Genomic DNA, 18,607 nt, shown 5'->3' with positions numbered 1-18,607 from the left:
TCCCTTCTGCTATTTCCCACTTGTCATATGATCAAACACCATTGCTCCGTTCTCATCTATTCTTCCATAGACCCTTACATGATTTGGTGCTCCTACAACTTTTATTTTATAATTATAGGTGTACCCCTTGTACTTAACAATTTCTTTTTCAGTCAGACTAATTATCCCATCCGCCCCTTCACGCGCTTTTGCATAACCCATATCTTTTGCTTTAGTGAATTTCTTATCCAATTGTAATTTTTTTAACTCATTAAAGACATCATGATTAATCCAACGTGCACTTGGCAGTTTTATCAGTGCACAATTATGCACCCAAACACCAAGATTAGAGACGAAGTAAGAGTTAAAATCCTTAACCTCAAAGTTATAAACCGTTGCTTTTCTTGGCTCTTTCTCAATCTTATCTATCGTCAGTTTTGAACCATCGCTTGAAACAAGCAAGTCGCCAACTTTCAAGTCTTTAACAAACGTCCATCCTTTACCGTCCAGCCAGAAAGGATGTTCACCTGTAACCTCAATAATTTCATCCCCGACATGGACATAGTAGATTTCGTCAGCCTGCTTTTGGAACAGCCCCACGACTTCTTTATATGCCACTTCTCCGGTTTCGTCAGACTTAGCGAGAACCTTATCCCCTACCTCAATATCTTCGATAGGTTTCTCCCCTTTGTCGGTTTGAACCTTTGTTCCGGCGGTGAAGCAATTGCATGCCTTTTGGGCTGCCTTTAATGCGTCTCCAGCTAGCTTGAATTCTTTTTCTACAACTTTCCCTTCTTTGCTGAGCAGTTGCAGCGTTAACTTTCCGCCTTTGACGACCTTACCTAGGGGTATAAAACCTGCTGCTGCTAGCCCCTTGGCTAATGCGGAGGAATCAGGGTCCCGAAGGGTGTTCACGTCATCTAAGATTAAGAAATTAGCAACACTTCCTACCGGCCCGCTCCAGCCTTTCCATGGATCTGTTGCCGAGTATCTGTTCCCCGCAAAACCACCCCAACCAGCACCTTCTGCATGCATGTGTCCTGTAGGGTCTATATAAATTAACGGATTATTAATTACATACGTGTACAAGTTCTGCGTCAGCGGATTATCAATCTGCCCCTCAACTGTGTCCTCATTTAGGAATCGCCCCATACTAGGATCATAGTATCGTGCCCGCAGGTAATACAGTCCCGTCTCAGCATCATGCACTTCACCAGTATACTTGAAGGAGTTGGATACTCCTTCCACTTGACCTGTGATATTCCCCCACTCATCGTAATTGTAGTTATTAACCACTACTCCACTTGTATTCACAATCTGCACCACGTCGCCGTGGCCATTGTACAGGTAGTAATAGTCTTGGGCAGTCTTTTTGTCTTTCTTGACCAGCACCCGGTCACCACGGACAAAGTTCGCTTGCTCCACTAACACCCCGTTAACGAGTTTCCCTTCAGTGATCACTTGTCCTTGGAAGTTATAATCCACTTGCGTCTGCGTACTGCCGTTAGTCTTCATAAACCGTAAGCCGTCTGCATAATACCTGAAGCTCGTTACCGAGCCTCCCTTAGTCATGCTCGTAAGAGTATTCTGCAAATCATACGTATAACTGGTATCCATCGTTTCAAAGCCTATACTGCTTGTATCAGATAGGGTCTGCCGGTTGCCACGCACATCGTAAGTATATTTAGTCTGGCTGCCATCCGGCCGTGTGATAGATTCCAGCCGATTTAATACATCGTATCCATAATAGGTCGTTTGTGCCGCTGTCCCGTTACGCGACTCGCTAACCGAGGTCCGGTTACCATTATTGTCATAACCGTAGCTGTAGCTGGAGAGGACCGAATTCCCCTTCGTATTCGTCAGCGTCTCCGTCCAGCCCAGCGCCTTGTTATAGGTATATTTGCTGATAAGTCTGCTTCCATCTGTCAAGGTTGGATATACAATGGTGTCTACCAGGTTATTGGCATAATAGCTATATTGTGCATTGACGGACGGATCATTGCTCAGCGTAGAACTTCCATTGGTCTGCACCTTTTCCAGGCGCACCTTGTTGTATTGATACTTGGTGTAGAAGCTCATATATGAGTCATTTAATTCTGTCATACGGCCCAGAGTGTCCAGCTTGTTAGCAATGTATGCTGAGTGAGTACCAGATTGTACATATGCGGATCTGACCTGACCCAAATTATCGAAGGTTTGGGTTAGAGTAGCAGCAATGGCCCCATTCTTAAGAGCTTGTATTTTCTTTGTCTGGGAATTGCCTGCAGATTGGATTATCTTTGTTTCTTCGGTTTGCGCTACATTGTTAATCTTCCCGCTAATGAAACTATTTTTCAGTTGGCCACCTTCGTCATACGTATATCCGAACGCGCTTCCGTTGCGGTCTGTCTTAGCTTCTAGTTGACCAAGACTGTTATACGCATAGCTCTCGCTCTGTGAGGCTCCATCCTGCTTCACATTAAGGAGACCCAGTTCATTATATGTTTTGGCATTTAGCATTTGCGGCGAACCATTTTTGGCTTGGATGGTTACTGCTGATAGCTGACTGTTACCATCGTATGCGTACTTCGTCGTTTGATTCAAAGCATCCTTGACAGCAATCAACCGGTCGAGGGCATCGTAAGTATACGACATTGTAACGCCATCTTCATTCAGATTCCTGTTCGGATCGGTATAGCCGGTGACGTTCCCTCTAATATCATACCGATACGATTCACTAATCCTTTGTTGATTGGCAGGCCAATCTTTATAGGTAAATGTGGAACTTAGGTTCCCCCATTCATCGAATTGCTGCTCGGAATAGTTTAGAGCTTCGCCTGTGATCTTATCACTGATATATTTAGTGCTCAAACGCATCTTGGTATTATAGTCACTAACCACAAGATCTCCATTGGCACTGGTTGCGCGGTTCTGTTTCCCCCAAACATCATACGTTGCTGTAATCTCATTACCTTCCGTATCCTTCTGATAGGTTGCCCGTCCCTGGTCATCGTAATGATAATGGGCAAAAACCCATTTTCCGACATTACTGTTCCAATGCTCTTCCATAAGGCCGAGACCGAGTCCGTTATAATACACAGCTGAATTAATCGACACCGAAGTGTTCGTGGCCAAATAAGTCAGGGTTTTAATGGTATTCACTTTTAAAACGAACGTTCCATCATTGACAGAATCAAAGTTTACCGAAGATTGATTATAATAATTGTAATCGATAACCTCTCTGAAGGTTTGACCGTTACTATTGGTTCGGATTGGATAGGTTTCTTTTTTGGGACGGCCAGCCGCATCATATTCATACTCTACAATCTGGTTGTTTCCATCTTTTTGGCTTTTTAAATTCCTCGTCCCAAGATCATAAGTCATATAGGTTTTTACAATTTTCTGATCTGCTTTGCCAATATTAAAATATTGTTGTTGTTCAGTAGGATACGCATAACGGCTTTCCGGCCCATATAGAGTTATATTTCTAGCAACAATTTGACCGTTGGCAATCTTCTCTGTCGTTACTTGGGAGATTCCACCTGATGTATTGCGGCTATCATAACTGTATGTGGTTTGCTCACCCAAAGCATTGGTTGCCGTTGCCGGTCTGCCCTTATCTGTATACGTGTACCGTTCACTCTTTGGAGCCGGATCAGATTCATTCTGATACCAGGATGTTGTATCCAAGAATCGATACTTTGGTTCATATTGATATGTTGTAGTATAATGCTGCTTAATTCCAGGATTGTTATACTTGTCACTGGTTAACGGTTGTGTCTGGCTTTGAACGAATCACTCACTCCTCCCCCGCGCCTCCCCATACTCCTGAATAATCAGGCTGCCGCCGCTGATCCGCCATTTCTCGACCTCACCGGCGAAGCCGGCGGCGTCGATGTTGCCGAGAATATAGTTGTACGTGGCGTCTGTGATGATGGCGGTGAGCTCGGCGTTCTTCTCGTCATAGGTGGGCGAGGTGAGTGACACGGTGGGGTCATCGACCAGGAACTGCTCATTATCCCGGCTGAGCTGGTCGGCCAGGGCGGTGAGCTGCTCCTTCTGTGCGACCTCCTTAATATGCGCATTGCCCACATCGGCGATCATCAGGGAGTTGAGCGGATTGACTTCATACACCCGAAGCTGGGAGGTCTCTTCCGGGAGAATCACTTTGCCGTACACGTCCAGCTTATAGTGGCGGCCTTCGAAGCCGTACGCCATCAGGTTGGCGACATCCTCATCCATCGTGCGGTCGAAGAATCCGAGAACCTGCTTTAGTTCTTGCTCAGTGGCAATGGCTTTGCGGGAAAAGAGATATAAGCCGTTGTACTTGGGGATGGACCATACCCTGTATCCTCGCGGCCCCTTAATCCGGTTAATCAGCGTCAGCTCCGCCTTGGGGTTGATCGCTTTGGCCTCAATCGAGAGCCGCTGCACATCCGTCATGCTCCCGATGAAGATCCCCGCTGTTCCCCGGATGAACTTGTCGCGCTGCACCTCTTTGCTGGTCAGGGCAAAATCCTGGTTAATGATATGCTCCTTGTACAATTTACGCATGAAGTTCATCGTGTTCATATATTCAGGCGTGGCGAATTCCGGGACGAACTGTCCCTCTTCAATTTTCCAGTTATTTGGCGTGCCGAAATAGGAGCTTAACGTCTTGAATACCCCGTACACCAGATCGTTGCGGTCCACCAGTCCGAGGGTGTCTGCCTTGCCGTTGCCGTCCGGGTCATTCATAGTGAACTGCTTCATCACCTCATACAGCTCCTCCAGCGTTCCGGGCGGACTGAGATGCAGCTTCTCCAGCCAGTCCTTGCGGATAATAATACCCTGCCGGGAGGCTGGTCTTTCTGTATAAAGGCCATAGATCCCCCCGTCCACCGAAGTCTGCTTAAGAATCGCTGCATTCAGCTGACTGAGATTCGGAAATTCCGCCAGATAGGGACCAATCTCCCAAAAAGCGCCGGAGCGGATCATATTCTTAACCGGATTATAATCGGTGAATTTCACGAACGTCACTTTGCCGAGGGAGCCGGTGGTCAGTGCGGTATTCATTTTGTCTGTGTAGACGCCCTCCGGCACCCAGGTGATATCGAGCTGAGACCCGGTCAGTTTCTCAATCTCGGCGATCAGCTCCGCCGAAGGCGTCTGCGGAAAATGCAGTGGTGCCAGAATCGAGATCGGCGCCGGGGCACCCGCTGAATCGGAACGCTCAGACTCCCCCCCGCTGCAAGCGCTTAACATCATGAACAATAAAAACAGGATGAAGCACCCTGCAAGAGCTTTCTTCCTGCCCGTTAACCGGTTGAACATTCCATAACCCCCTGAAGCGTAATATTTATATTGATGAATGATCTACAATAAGAAGCACTTAGGATACAATAAAAAGCAAAGAAGCGGAGGGGAAATTTGGAACTGGAGGAGCGGTAGCGTCCGCCTTTGTCAACGGATTTCACCCGCGAAGAGCGGATTGAATCAGGAAATCTGTTGACGGGCAGCGGCTGGAAGTCCAAATGTTCACCGCAGTGACGATTATGCTTCAAGGTCAAATCCTTAGTGTGTCTTATGTACTCATTGAGAAATTAAACATATTAGCGAATGATTAGAGAAAATGATTATTGCGGCACCAGATGATTATTGTTATTATCCTTCGTGATGCATACACTTAAGACAGTGATTTCCATATTTCATGCAAAGGTGCTGAACGCTGTTGAAACGTCTTAGCTTTCTCAGTAAATTAACTATGTTCGCGTTCGCCATCAGCATCCTGCCGGTGCTGTTCATTGGTTCGTTCTCCTACTTCACATCCTCCAGCGAAATTCAAAAAAATGTTAACGAAAGCAAAAAGGAACTCATTTTACAAATCACCTCAAATGTAGAACATAAGCTGAATACTGTCAACCAGACCTTGAATCAGGTCGTGAACTCTTCGGTGCTGAAGAAAGCGATGAACAACCCTCTAAATGAAAACGATTTCATTTTGTATAACGACATCCGCAATGAGATCCGTAATATGCAGTCCTTCGATACGCGGCTGGAGGATGTCATCCTGCTCAATCAGCGCCAGAACTGGATGATCAAGAATTCCGGGCTCTACCGGTTAAATGAATACCGCAATTACGAGCAGCTCACGAATCTGCTGAATGTGGAAGGCAGCTCCTCCTGGGTGCTGAACCCCTCCTCCCTGTTCTACAGTGAAGAGAGCATTAACGTGACCGGCTGCAAGTACAGCATCAGTCTGATTAAGAAGCTGCCGACGACCAAGCTGCAGAAATACGGACTGGCTCTGGCCAATATTCCGGCCTGCAGTCTTCAGGACTTCATTAATCCTGATATGCAGCCGCTGGACAGTATTATGGTGCTGGATAAAAGCGGGCGGATTCTGCTGCATCCGGACCACAAGCTGATCGGAGAGCCTGCCACAGCGGCCGGATTCACAGGCTTCGAGCAGATCGCCACTGCCGCCCAGCCGTCGGGACAGTTCAAGACCAAGCTTAATGAAGCCGATTACTCGATCACCTATATGCGTTCCCAGCTGAACGGCTGGATCTATCTGTCGGCCACCTCCATCAAGAGTCTGACCCGCGAATCCGGCAAAATCGGCACCTACACGGTATTCGTCTGCACGTTCATGCTGCTGTTGTCTGTGCTGCTGGCGTGGCTAGGCTCCAGGCGCATGTATACACCTATTGAACGGCTGCTCACACAGATTGGACTGCGCCGTCCCGGACTGCGGGCAGGGCGTACGGATGAATTCCAGCTCATCGGCGAGCAGGTGCATTCCCTGTTCCAATCCAAGTCACAGCTGGAGAAGGAGGTCAGCCAGCATCTCGGACAGGTGCGGACCTTCTTTCTGATTCAGGCGTTCGGAGGCAATCTGAGAAGACGCGAGCTGATGGAGGAGCTGGAGCAATACGGGTACGGCAAGCAAGTCGAGGAATGGAAGACGATGGCTGTCATTACGCTGAGCATCGACTTCTCCGAAGAGAACAGCTATGAGAAAAAGGATCTCAATCTGCTGTTATTCGCAGCGCATAATATGACTCAGGAGCTGGTCTCTGCGCAGCACAGGCTAACCCCTGTGATGATGGGCCATGCCCTGACTGTCGTCATCGGCAGTGAGGATGAGAGTACGGAAGCTTTTCACCGGATGCTCTATGCGCTTACGGAGAAGCTCCAGCAGGAGATTAACAAGGTCCTGAAGCTGCAGGTCAGCATTGGGCTGAGCCTGCCGTTTCATTCGTTTGACAAAATGTCCATTGCCTACCGGGAGAGCCTGGAAGCACTAAAGCACCGGATTACTCTGGGCAAAGGTATCATTATCCAGTACGAGAATATTAACTCCGGCAAGCATTATCTTAATCTGAACTATCCGACCCATACGGAAAATGACCTGATGGACGCCATCAAGCTGGCGGACAGCGATAAGGCGAAAGAGCTGCTGCATAAGCTGTTCAAGTGTATTTTTGCGCTGGGACTGTCGCCGCAGGAATATCAGATTCCGCTGACCCGGCTGCTGAACAATACGCTCATTATGATGCAGGAATCGGGAATTACGCTGAATCAGATCTACCACGCGGGCGGTTCCCTGTTCGAGGAGCTGACCGATCTGCATATCGTGGCCGAGATTGAAGACTGGTTCTGGACCATCGTGATCCAGCCGGTTATCGTCATCTTCCACAGCAGGCAGAACGCCCAGTATCATAATATCTCCGAGAAGCTGATCGATATCGTCCAGCATGAGTACGACCAGGATCTGACGCTGGAGGAGTGCGCTTCGCGGCTGCATTATAATGCCAACTACATCAGCAGTGTGTTCCGCAAGGAAACGCAGTATTATTTCAGTGATTACCTGACTATGTACCGGTTCAAAATGGCCAAAAAATGGCTGGAGGAGACCGATATGCCCGTAAAGGATATCGCCTCCCGCCTGAGATACAACAATTCACAGAATTTCATCCGTTCCTTCCGCAAGCAGGAGGGGATGACCCCCGGCCAGTACCGGGACAGCTTCCACACGAAGCCTAGGGCTGTCCGGGAGGCGGATTGATCGCAGGGCCTTCAGGCGGAGCTTTGGGCTTGCTGCGGGATTGTTTTCTTCGGATAAAATACGTAATGAGTACAGCTATAATCAGCAGGAGGCCGCCCCCTGCAATCGCAATATTCCTGATATCCGGTACATAGACTGCCAGCCGGATAGGCTCGGAATCTGCCAGCGATACATGCCAGGTCAGCGTGTTGCCGTCCTGTTCAGCCGCATTATTCTCACCGTATAGGTCATAAGGAATCGTTAATTTGAAATCCACGGAGAAGCTGCCCATCAGCAGACGCACCAGTGACTTAGGGACATTCAAGCTGCCAAGGCCGTCAATAATCTCATCGGAGTAAGCGTTCAGTTTAGGCTGGGCCACCACGTCGTATTTGGTATACAGCCACCTGTGCGTCTGTCCCACCTCAGCCTCCACAATATCGAAGCCGCTGCTGCTGTTCTTCAATTCCTCCATGGAGGCGTAGGATTTCTGAAATTGGTATTCGGTGGATTTGCCGCTTGCTGTCTTCTTCAGCTCTATGCCGGCATCCGCCAGCCGCTCCGAGAGCAGATCCTCCACCTTGCCGCTGACCAGCTTCTCTGCCCGGGCATCCAGCATAAGACTGAAGGCCAGATTAAGGGAGCCGTCCTTCTTCACGGTTACATGGGCCGTGCCTTGCGCGCAGCCTGTAAGCAGCAGGACAAACATAAGCATAATCAATATTGCCTTCATTCGAGTACCGTTCAACCTGCGTTTCTTCAACCTCTGTCCCTCCATCCGCTGACTGTTGCTACTAGCTTAACCGAACCTTGAAGAAGCGAATCTGCGCTTATGGAGTCAAGCTTATCACATGCCGGGGAGGTACAGAAAGCCCCCAGCCTGCGGATATCCGTAAGCTGGAGGCTTCCCTGCGCATAATCTTGTTATTTTTTCAAATGATAAGGGACGGTAGTGATAATTACATTGCGCCGGTACAGCAGATGCGTGCGGATCAGCAGACTGGACTGGTTATGCAGAATGTTATGCCAGCCCTTCTTCGGTATGAATTGAGGAACGATGACGGTCACCTGATAATTCGACTCGCTCGCCTTGCGCTGAACCGTATCAATGAACTTGCTCAAAGGATGAATGATGCTGCGGTAAGGTGAATACAGCGTGACCAGCCGTACCTCCGGATGAAACTTCTTCCACTTCTCTTCGAAAATAGCGTCATCCTCCCGCTCGAACGGGATGTGGACGGCAATAATCTGTTCTGCGCCCAGCGACTTGGCATACCGCAAGGAATTCTCTACCACATGGGTAATACCGGCCACCGGCAGGATGATGATATTTCCTTCAATCGCCAGCGGCGGCTCCCCGCAGGTGGCTACCCGCAATTGATCGGCGACCGATTCATAATGCTTGTAGATGCGGTAGAAGAACAGGATAATCAGCGGCAGGAAGACCAGCACCGGCCAGACCTGCGTGAATTTGGTCAGGAAGAACATCATTGTAACAATGAAGCTGATCAGCGCCCCAATTGCATTAATGATCAGCTTGGGCAGCCAGCCCTCCGGCTTGTGCCGGAGCCATTTGACGATCATGCCCGTCTGCGACAGGGTGAACGGGATGAAGACCCCGACTGCATACAGCGGAATTAGATGCTCCGTCCGCCCCTTAAAGGCAATAATCAGGATAATCGACAAGATACCCAGGCTGAGAATTCCGTTCGAGTAGCCCAGCCGGTCTCCGCGTACGGTGAACATCCGGGGAATGAATTTATCCTTCGCCAGATTCACAGCCAGCAGCGGAAACGCGGAATATCCGGTGTTCGCCGCGAGAACCAGAATTAGGGCCGTTGTTCCCTGCACGACATAATACATGAAGTTGCGGCCAAAGACATGCTCGGCAATATCGGAGACCACCGTAACCTTTTCACGCGGAGCGATGCCATAATAATAGGCCAGGAAGACGATGCCTGAGAATAACAGCGCGAGCAGAATTCCCATCGCCGCCAACGTTTTGGCTGCATTATTCGGTGCCGGCGCCTTGAAATTGGGGATCGCATTCGATATCGCCTCTACCCCCGTCAGCGCCGAGCTGCCCGAGGAGAACGCCCGCAGCAGCAGGAACAGGCTGATTCCGGCCACCGGTGTTCCCAGTGAGGTATGAAGCTCTGCCGGTACTCTCCCGGTCAGCACGTTGAACAGTCCCAGCCCGATCATAATGAACATCGCCAGGACGAACAGATAGACCGGATAAGCCAAGAAAGATGCCGACTCGGTGACCCCGCGCAGATTGAGTGTCGTGATCAGCAGTACGAAGATGATGGCAATGATCACATTATAAGGATGCAGGCTCGGAAAAGCTGAAGTGATCGCATCCGTTCCCGCAGAGACACTCACCGCTACGGTAAGTATATAATCGACAAGCAAGGAGCCCCCGGCAATCAGCCCCGGATACTTGCCCAGATTCTCCTTGGATACAACATAAGCCCCGCCGCCCTGGGGATAGGCGAAGATGATTTGCCTATAGGAGAGTATCAGGGCCAGCAGCAGCACCAGTACCCCGCCTGCAATCGGAATGGAGTACCAGAATGCGGCTGTGCTAACCGTGATCAGCACCAGCAGAATCTGCTCCGGGCCATAGGCCACAGAGGACAAGGCATCCGAGGACAGAATGGCCAGGGCCTTGGTTTTGTTAAGCTTCTGTTCTCCCAGCTGATCGGACTTTAGCGGCCGTCCGATCAGGAACCTTTTTACCGAAGACATCATCATCACTCACCGACTTTTTTAAAGTTATATTACCCCTGGTGCACAAATAAAATCTGACCTATAACTGGATACAGACACTATTTTTGCTGCCCGTTCGATACTACATTAATTCTTTTATCACCATCTGTATATATGCAGATATCCTAGACAAACTCCAAACCATGAATAATAAATGTAATTCGCCGAAAGACACAGCAAAAAGGACCAAGCAGGCTTTCCGCTCCGTCCCGTTTGCTTATTTCAGCTTTTTTTGCTATATTCAGCCATTTTCAGGATGTCTTAGAGCCAGTCCTGTGTTAGCAGCGTCCGCAGCAGCTCCACCTGTTCCTTACCGATCCGGGCCGTGATTTCGGCTTCAATATTCTGCTTGATCTCCAGCATACTCCGGCAAGACGCTGTCCCCTTCGCAGTGAGCACGATTGGCTTGTCCCGGCTGTTTCCTCCCTTTGCAGCAGTATCTACGTAACCTTCGGCCAGCAGATTGTTGATCGTCTTTTGCGTCCCCTGGCGGGAAATGCTGATCAGCCTGCTGATCTCCGAAATGGACAGAACGCCGTGCTGCTCCAGCATCGCCAGAATATGCGTCTCCGTCTTATTCAGCGGCTCTCCGCTCATCTCGTTCACCTTATCCCGCAGCACCTTATGCTTCTCGCTGATCATATCGACCAGATTTAACCCGCTCATATATTCCTTCATTTACAAGTCCTCCATTGTAGAAATGCAGTTACGGTACCCGCTTCGGGCTTAATCCATAATTTGTTGGAAGAAAGGCCAGCACAGACGGACAATCATACCGTTCTAATTGTCAACTAGGTTGACAATAATCCCTCCCACTGCTACTATAAGTGAAGTTTGACAAACTTACATTTAAGGGAGTTCGGAAACATGGGCAGCAACAAAAAAGAAGCTTTAATTTTCACCAGTATGATGTGTTTTTGCATGGTCGTCTTTATGTCTTTTTACAATGTGATTATAGCGAACGGATTCAACAGCAGGCTGTTCACGGATGTGGCTGTGGGCTTACTCCCGGCACTTGCCGTTGCCCTGTTCTGCGATATTGTGGTGGTTAGCAGAATTGCCAAAGGACTGGCCTTCAAAATAGTGAAGCCGTCCACACCCCCTATCCGCAAAATACTGGCGATCTCATGCTTCATGGTCTGCGGCATGGTCATCCTCATGTCTCTATACGGCACACTAGCACACTTCGGATTCGGGGACAACTTCTTCCGTCATTACTTCTCCATCCTGGGGCTTAATTTCATCTGCGCCCTGCCGCTCCAGCTGCTGGTAGCCGGTCCGCTGACCCGCTTCCTGTTCAGCCGTATGTTTCCGGTCCGTACGGCAGCACCGGGCGTCTAGGCCTGGCTGAAACCAGCTCTCCACGTTCCCGAATACGTGCATGTCCGCAAGCCATGGCTGCGGGTTCCCGCCACACCAAAAAGGGTGTTCAGCCAGCCATGATCTCATGGCTGTGCGGAACACCCTTGTCCGGGCTTCATCCTATTGACTATTTATTCCATGAAAGACAAGCGTCCATCCCGCAGCCGTACACTGCCGCCCTTAGCATAGAAACTTAGGCCGGAGCAGATGCCTCCGGGGAAGATCAGGCTGGTGATGGCGGTGAGGCCGTCATTTGCGAATACCTCCACCGAACAGGCATCCAGCAGGATACGCAGGTTCTTCAGGCTGCCCATACCCTCCGTGCTCTGGAGATCGGGGAATATCTCGGAGAAGCCGGTCTCGCCGGACTGATCTCTGCGCAGAGTAAGAGTGCCGCCGGCAGCAGAGTAGACAAGTTCGGTATACTCGGTAGCGGTATGATGAATAATAAGACCGAATTCTTCAGCTTCGTTGTCCGCAAGCTCAAGCCGCAGCTCCAGGGCTGAATCCTTGCACTTGATATCCTGGCGCTCGCCCGGTATCAGCAGCATCTCCGGCAATGTCCCGGACTCTGCCGCAAAGTAACGGTCTAGCTCCGCTACCGGCTGCTGGCGGATCAAGGTGCGGCCTTCTGCCTCATGCAGCGTCAGTACCCGCGGAATCGTCATTGCTCCGCGCCAGCCCTGGCTTGGAATCTGATTGGCATAGCGCCAGTTGTTCATCCAGCCGATGAAGATCCGCCGCCCGTCCGCTGCCGGAATACCCGAGAAGCTGACCCCGGCATAATTGTCTTTGCCATAATCCAGCCAGCGGATATCGCCATGCTCCGGCGTGAAGACAGAGCCGTCGAACCCGCCGACGAAATATTGCGTCCGCGAGCCGTATCTCGCCCCGCTGTTATCACCGATGCTGACCAGCAGCACCCACTTGCTGTCTCCTGTCCCCTCCACCGGGAGCTGGAACAGATCCGGGCATTCCCATACGGCATCATGAGAGCCTGCGCCCTCGCCGAACTCACTCTCCAGGCTCCACTCCCGCAGATTCAGGGAGGAGTAGAACGTGATCGTCTGATCCGTCGCCAGCACCATAATCCATTTCCCGTGAACTTCGGACCAGAATACCTTCGGATCACGGAAGTCCGCCTTGGAAGGATGCGCCAGCACCGGGTTTCCTGCATATTTGCTCCAGGTCCGGCCATTATCATGGCTGTAGGCCAAGCTCTGTCTCTGCACGGAAGGCGACGTCTCCGTAGGCTCCAGATGGCTCGTATAGATCGCAACGATACCCGGCTTCTCGGGGAACAGTCCGCTGGTATTGTTCCAGTCTACGACTGCGCTGCCGGAGAACGCATAGCCGTGTTCGTCCGGATACAGCGCAATGTCCAGCTCCTCCCAGGCAATCAAGTCTTTACTGACGGCATGGCCCCAGTGCATCGGCCCCCAGATGGAGGAATGCGGATGATACTGATAGAACAGATGATATTCGCCTTCAAAATAAACCAGCCCATTCGGATCATTCAGCCAATGCTGCCCCGGCGTAAAATGCAGCGCCGGCCTGTGTTTGGTTCTCCCCATAATTTCCACTCCATTACCACCTTTATCTGTTTATATGTTGAGCCCTGTGCAGCAGCCCATTTAAGCCTCAGCCTTTGTTCTTAAGGTAGCTGTCATATCCTCTTTGCTTGATCTCCAGCCATTTATCCAGCCCGAGTCTGGACAGCTCTGCCTGATAATCCTTCCATTCCGCTTCCACTTTCCCGGTCTTGGTCCACTCCGCACGCTTGCGGTTGACATAAGCGAACAGGTCGGTCTCAATGGCGGTCAATTCCTTCTGGTCCTCCAGCGAATAGAAGACACGCGGGAAGTTGTTGTCGGCCTTCATATAAGGAACCAGCTTCTCCTTCATGAGGTCCAGACGCCAAGCGGCATCATCAGGCTTCGTGGTCACCTTACCGTAGTATTCATCCAGGATCGCGAGCGGTCCGCCGATGCTGGTCTTCTGGCGCAATTCAACCGGAGCCGCGCCTTCCAGCGGGAGATGCTTCAGCATTTTGGCCGATTCATCGTATTCAAAAATATTCTGCTGCGTCTCATCCCCATACGTTCCCCAGTTATCTTCAACCGACTGCTGCGGCTCATAGAGCTGGTCAATCCACTTGGCGGTAAGCTCCAGATTCTTATTCGATCCGGTAATCACCATCCGTCCACGGTCAAATCCGAAGTTGTTCGTGCGGGCCACATTGACCTCTCCAGTGGGTCCGGCAAGCGGCTGCATCAGATCGTATTTATCGTTGAAGCCGGTAATATTGGCTTTATCCCACTGGAAGTAGAGGCCGTAGCGTTCACTCTGCCCTTTGGCCAGATACGTATTGTAGTCCTGTTCGAACGCCTCTTCGTCAATCAGATTCAGCGCGTATAGCTCATTCAGATACTTGATGCCCTCTTTGTATCCGTCCTGGCCCGCAGTGAATACTACCTTGCCGTCATTGGTAACCACGGTGTGGTCGCCGTTATCTCCCAGGCCGAACGAGCCGAACAGGAAGTTCATATCCTCATTGCCGTTATTCAGCACAAAAGACAGCGGAATCTCATCCTTCTGGCCGTTCCCGTTCGGATCATCATTCTTGAAGGCGACCAGCACCTTCTTCAGTTCCTCCGTCGTAGTTGGCATAGCCAGTCCGAGCTTCTTCAGCCACTCCACATTGATCCACGGCATCCCGTTGACCGAATGAATGCTCTCCTTGCCGGAGCCCAGCTCCTCTATCCAAGGAAAAGCATAGATATGCCCGTCCTGCGCGGTCATCATTGATTTGTACTCCGGCGCGGCGGCCAGCACCTTCTGCAGATTCGGCATGTATTTCTCAATCAGCTCCTCCAGCGGAACGATTGTCCCGTCCTTGCCCAGGGTCAGCAGATCGTAGTCCGAGTAGGCGGCATCGATAATCGCATCCGGCAGGTCGCCGCTGGCTACCGCCAGGTTTCTTTTCTCAATAAAAGCGTCGTTCGTGTAATTGGTGAAATCGATGTGCACACCAGACTTCTCCTCCAGCCGCTTGTAGATCAGCTTCTCGTTCGGGTCGGCAGGCGCCAGCGCGGAGCTCTGGGACATGAAGTGCAGCGATACCTTCTCTTTAAGCGGCAGCGTCACATTCTCCAGCTTGTAATCCTCGGAGGCCGAGGAATTGCTGTTTCCTCCGCCGCAGCCCGCAAGCACGGAAGCCGAGAGTGCCAGCACAGACAGGGTTTGCAATGATTTTTTCATATAAATTCCCCCTAGTATTATTTAATGGAGCCGACCATGGCACCCTTCTCGAAGTACTTCTGGAAGAACGGGTACATCACGATCAGCGGCAGGCTGGAGATAACGATGGATGAGTACTTGATCATTTCAGACAGCTTCTTCAGCTCCGCCTGGGCCAGTGCATCGGCAATCATGCCGGGCTGCACCTGATTCTGAATCAGGATCGAACGCAGCACCAATTGCAATGGGAACAGCCGCGAATCGTCCAGATAAATCATGGCATCGAAGTAAGAGTTCCACTGTCCCACGAAGGCATACAAGGCCAGCACGAAGATAATGGGCTTCGACAGCGGCAGCACAATCCGGAAGAAAATGCCCAGATCAGAGGCCCCGTCGATACTCGCCGCCTGAAACAGCTCTTTGGGCAGGCCCTGGAAATAGGTCTTCGCCAGAATAATATTGAACACGCTGATCGCCCCCGGCAGAATGACCGCCCACACCGTATTCAGCATCCCGAGATCCTTCACGACCAGATAAGTCGGAATCAGACCGCCGCCGAAGAACATCGTAATCAGGAAGAAGATCATCACCGGCCGCTTCCCGGCCAGCCCCTCAATGGACAGCGGATACGCCGCGAAGACGGAGAAGAAGACCGTAGCCAGCGCGAAGGCGGCAGAGTAGAACAAGGCGTTGAAGAAGCCGCGGATCATCGCGTCGTTGCTGAGAATTTTGACGTAACCTGTAATCGTCCAGTCCGACGGCGCAATAGCCAGCCCCTTGGTAATGAGCACATTCGGGGTTAAGAAGGAGGCCAGCACGACATACACCAGCGGAAACAGAATGACCAGAATGAACAGACCGAGCAATATATACGTGATAACAACCAGAATCCGGTCCTTCCCGGAATATTGAATATCCATACTTACCTCCTTTTAATACAGTCCTTCCCCTTCGTTCAGCCGCTTGACAACCGTATTGACGAAGACCAGCAGGATTACGTTAATGACCGAATTGAATAATCCGATAGCGGTGGAATAGGCATAATCGCCTGCCTGCAGACCCACCTTGTAGACATAGGTCGCAATAATCTCCGAGGTCGGGGTATTGAGCGCCGTCTGCATCAGGAAAGCCTTCTCATATCCGATCGACATGATGCCGCCTGCGGCAAGGATGAACAGCACGGCCATCACCGGCCTGAGCGCGGGCAGATCGATATGGCGGATGCGCTTCAGCAGGGAAGCCCCGTCAATCGTTGCCGCATCATGAAGCTGCGGATCGACACCCGCCAACGTAGCCACATAGATAATCGAGGACCAGCCTGCCGTCTGCCAGATGCCTGACAGAATATACACGGACCGGAAGTAAGCAGGATCACTCATGAAGGACACCGGCTTCCCTGTAAAAGCAGTAATGAGCGCGTTCACCACCCCTGTCGGCGACAGAAAGACAAACAGCATCCCTGCCACAACCACGACCGAAATAAAGTTAGGCGCATACACAATCAGCTGGATGTTCTTCTTCAGCTTCGCGCTGCGGATCAGGTTCAGCATAAGCGCCAGCACAATCGGCACCGGAAAACCAAGAATCAGCCCGTAGGCGCTTAATTTAAGCGTGTTCATTAAAATATCGTAGAAATTCGGCGAGGTGAGAAACCGCTGGAAGTGCTCGAAACCCACCCATGCGCTGCCCATGATGCCCTTGCGCGGGCTGAAATCCTTGAATGCAATCATCGCGCCGTACATCGGAACGTATTTGAATATAACCGTGAGAATTACAGCTGGAGCCAAGAATAAATACAGGATATAATTCCGGCGCATGTAGCTTAGCCACGACCTGTGCTTGGTGAGGCTTGTTCTCCCGGGTTGAGCCATCGGATTTGCCAATCTTCTTCCCCCTTCTTATTTTTGCATTCGCCCCTAATGAATAGGTTTACATTTTTACATTTGACCATGTTTTGCATTTACAATTTATCAGAGAATCTGGCAAGAAGTCAATGCATTTTGTGCAAAAAAATAAATAAATTCGTGCATTATACGGTGCAAATGTAACAAATACATATAAAACAAGCACTAATCCGTTACTTTTCACTTGAATATGTAAATCATATTTGTGCATTTGTAAAATTTCGTTGTCAATTTTGCTGATATGCTATATATTAGGTAACAGAGACAACAAATATGGGGAAATAAAGGTGGAACACAGTGATGAAGAAAGCCAAGGTCACCATTCAAGACATTGCCGATGCCCTGGGAATCTCCAGAAACACGGCCTCCAAGGCATTGAACGGCGCAGAGAGCGTTCCTCCCGAGACCCGGGAGAAGGTACTCAGCAAGGCCGCCGAGCTTAAATATAAACAATTCTCTTATATGGAGACCGCAGGCAGCAGCTCCGATCAGCAGGGCAATATCGCCCTCCTGACCAGCAACCTGCCTAACAGCTCCCACTTCGGCTCCCAGCTGCTCAGCGGACTGGAGAAGCGCATCAGTACAGAGGGCTACACCCTGTCCATTTATTTTGTCCGGGAGAACGATATTAACGCCATGGCTCTGCCCGGTAATTTCGAGCCTTCTAATGTTGACGGGATTATCTGTATTGAAATGTTCAACAAGGAGTACAGCGGACTGATTACCGGTCTCGGCATTCCGACGATCTTCATCGACTGCGCGGCGGACATTGTCTACCCTGAGCTGAAGGCGGACCTGCTGCTTATGGAGAATGAACACAGCGTGTATGCGATGACCCGTAAGCTGATGGACCACGGTGTGCAGAGCTTCGGATTCGTCGGCGATTACAACCATTGCCGCAGCTTCCATGAACGGTGGACAGGCTTCAACAGAGCGCTCTCTGCAGCCGGTATCCCGCTGATTCCCGAATCCTGCATTGTCGGCCAGGACAAGGATTACCTGCTGGAGGCGGACTGGATGGACCAGCAGCTGGAGGCGCTCGGCCAGTGGCCCTCCGCCTTCATCTGTGCGAATGACTTCATTGCCATCAGCGTGATGAAATCGCTTAAGAACAGAGGGGTCAAGGTACCGGAGCAGGTAGCGGTCTGCGGCTTCGATGACGCTTCGGAATCGCGGGTCATCGAGCCTCATCTCTCGACCGTACATATCTACAGCAGCCATATGGGGATTGTCTCGGCAGAGATGCTGCTCTCCAGAATCAAGGACCCGGCCCGGCCGTATCAGGTGACGCATGTCGCCACTGACGTTCTATTCAGAGACTCTACTCCCGTACCGAACTAAT

12 protein-coding genes are annotated in these 18,607 nt (G+C 50.7%); 3 read left to right on the top strand and 9 right to left on the bottom strand.

Annotated elements, in window-relative coordinates; translation table 11 throughout:
* Positions 1 to 9 precede the first annotated feature (9 nt).
* Both NST04_RS09305 and NST04_RS09300 read right to left on the bottom strand, forming a co-directional pair.
* On the bottom strand, positions 10 to 3,648 hold the full coding sequence (locus tag NST04_RS09305) for a polymorphic toxin-type HINT domain-containing protein (RefSeq protein ID WP_341184012.1): 3,639 nt from the start codon (positions 3,646 to 3,648) through the stop codon (positions 10 to 12).
* Positions 3,649 to 3,753: 105 nt separating this feature from the next.
* Entirely contained in the window at positions 3,754 to 5,271 is a 1,518-nt protein-coding gene (locus NST04_RS09300; RefSeq protein WP_341184011.1) for an extracellular solute-binding protein, read from the bottom strand.
* 430 nt (positions 5,272 to 5,701) lie between these two features.
* Here NST04_RS09300 and NST04_RS09295 point away from each other — a divergent pair, with 430 nt between their 5' ends.
* Positions 5,702 to 8,008, top strand: a complete 2,307-nt coding sequence (locus NST04_RS09295; protein WP_341184010.1) for an AraC family transcriptional regulator — start codon at positions 5,702 to 5,704, stop codon at positions 8,006 to 8,008.
* Here the strand turns inward: NST04_RS09295 and NST04_RS09290 are convergent.
* The 3 genes from NST04_RS09290 to NST04_RS09280 all read right to left on the bottom strand — a co-directional run bounded on the left by NST04_RS09290 (position 7,983) and on the right by NST04_RS09280 (position 11,437).
* A complete protein-coding gene (locus tag NST04_RS09290; protein WP_341184009.1) occupies positions 7,983 to 8,720 on the bottom strand; it encodes a hypothetical protein in 738 nt (245 codons plus the stop codon). The genes NST04_RS09295 and NST04_RS09290 overlap by 26 nt on opposite strands.
* Positions 8,721 to 8,911: 191 nt before the next feature.
* A complete protein-coding gene (locus NST04_RS09285; RefSeq protein WP_341185213.1) occupies positions 8,912 to 10,741 on the bottom strand; it encodes an APC family permease in 1,830 nt (609 codons plus the stop codon).
* A 279-nt stretch (positions 10,742 to 11,020) separates the two neighbouring features.
* Positions 11,021 to 11,437, bottom strand: a complete 417-nt coding sequence (locus tag NST04_RS09280; protein WP_341184008.1) for a MarR family winged helix-turn-helix transcriptional regulator — start codon at positions 11,435 to 11,437, stop codon at positions 11,021 to 11,023.
* 189 nt (positions 11,438 to 11,626) lie between these two features.
* Here NST04_RS09280 and NST04_RS09275 point away from each other — a divergent pair, with 189 nt between their 5' ends.
* The gene (locus NST04_RS09275) at positions 11,627 to 12,100 is read left to right on the top strand and encodes a DUF2798 domain-containing protein (protein ID WP_341184007.1); all 474 of its coding nucleotides are present in this window, start codon (positions 11,627 to 11,629) and stop codon (positions 12,098 to 12,100) included.
* Positions 12,101 to 12,252: 152 nt separating this feature from the next.
* Here NST04_RS09275 and NST04_RS09270 read toward each other — a convergent pair whose 3' ends face one another.
* From NST04_RS09270 to NST04_RS09255, 4 genes are all read right to left on the bottom strand, one after another.
* Entirely contained in the window at positions 12,253 to 13,695 is a 1,443-nt protein-coding gene (locus NST04_RS09270; protein WP_341184006.1) for a glycoside hydrolase family 32 protein, read from the bottom strand.
* A 67-nt stretch (positions 13,696 to 13,762) separates the two neighbouring features.
* A complete protein-coding gene (locus NST04_RS09265; RefSeq protein WP_341184005.1) occupies positions 13,763 to 15,382 on the bottom strand; it encodes an extracellular solute-binding protein in 1,620 nt (539 codons plus the stop codon).
* Positions 15,383 to 15,399: 17 nt separating this feature from the next.
* Positions 15,400 to 16,281, bottom strand: coding sequence for a carbohydrate ABC transporter permease (locus tag NST04_RS09260; protein ID WP_341184004.1), 882 nt, complete (start codon positions 16,279 to 16,281; stop codon positions 15,400 to 15,402).
* Positions 16,282 to 16,293: 12 nt separating this feature from the next.
* Positions 16,294 to 17,232, bottom strand: a complete 939-nt coding sequence (locus NST04_RS09255) for an ABC transporter permease (RefSeq protein ID WP_341185212.1) — start codon at positions 17,230 to 17,232, stop codon at positions 16,294 to 16,296.
* A gap of 333 nt (positions 17,233 to 17,565) precedes the next feature.
* Between NST04_RS09255 and NST04_RS09250 the strand changes: the two genes are divergently transcribed.
* Positions 17,566 to 18,606, top strand: coding sequence for a LacI family DNA-binding transcriptional regulator (locus NST04_RS09250; RefSeq protein WP_341184003.1), 1,041 nt, complete (start codon positions 17,566 to 17,568; stop codon positions 18,604 to 18,606).
* Position 18,607: the final 1 nt, after the last annotated feature.

The sequence above is a fragment of the Paenibacillus sp. FSL H7-0756 genome, assembly GCF_038006765.1.
Classification (GTDB): domain Bacteria; phylum Bacillota; class Bacilli; order Paenibacillales; family Paenibacillaceae; genus Paenibacillus_AQ.
This window is presented reverse-complemented; position numbering and strand designations above follow the sequence as displayed.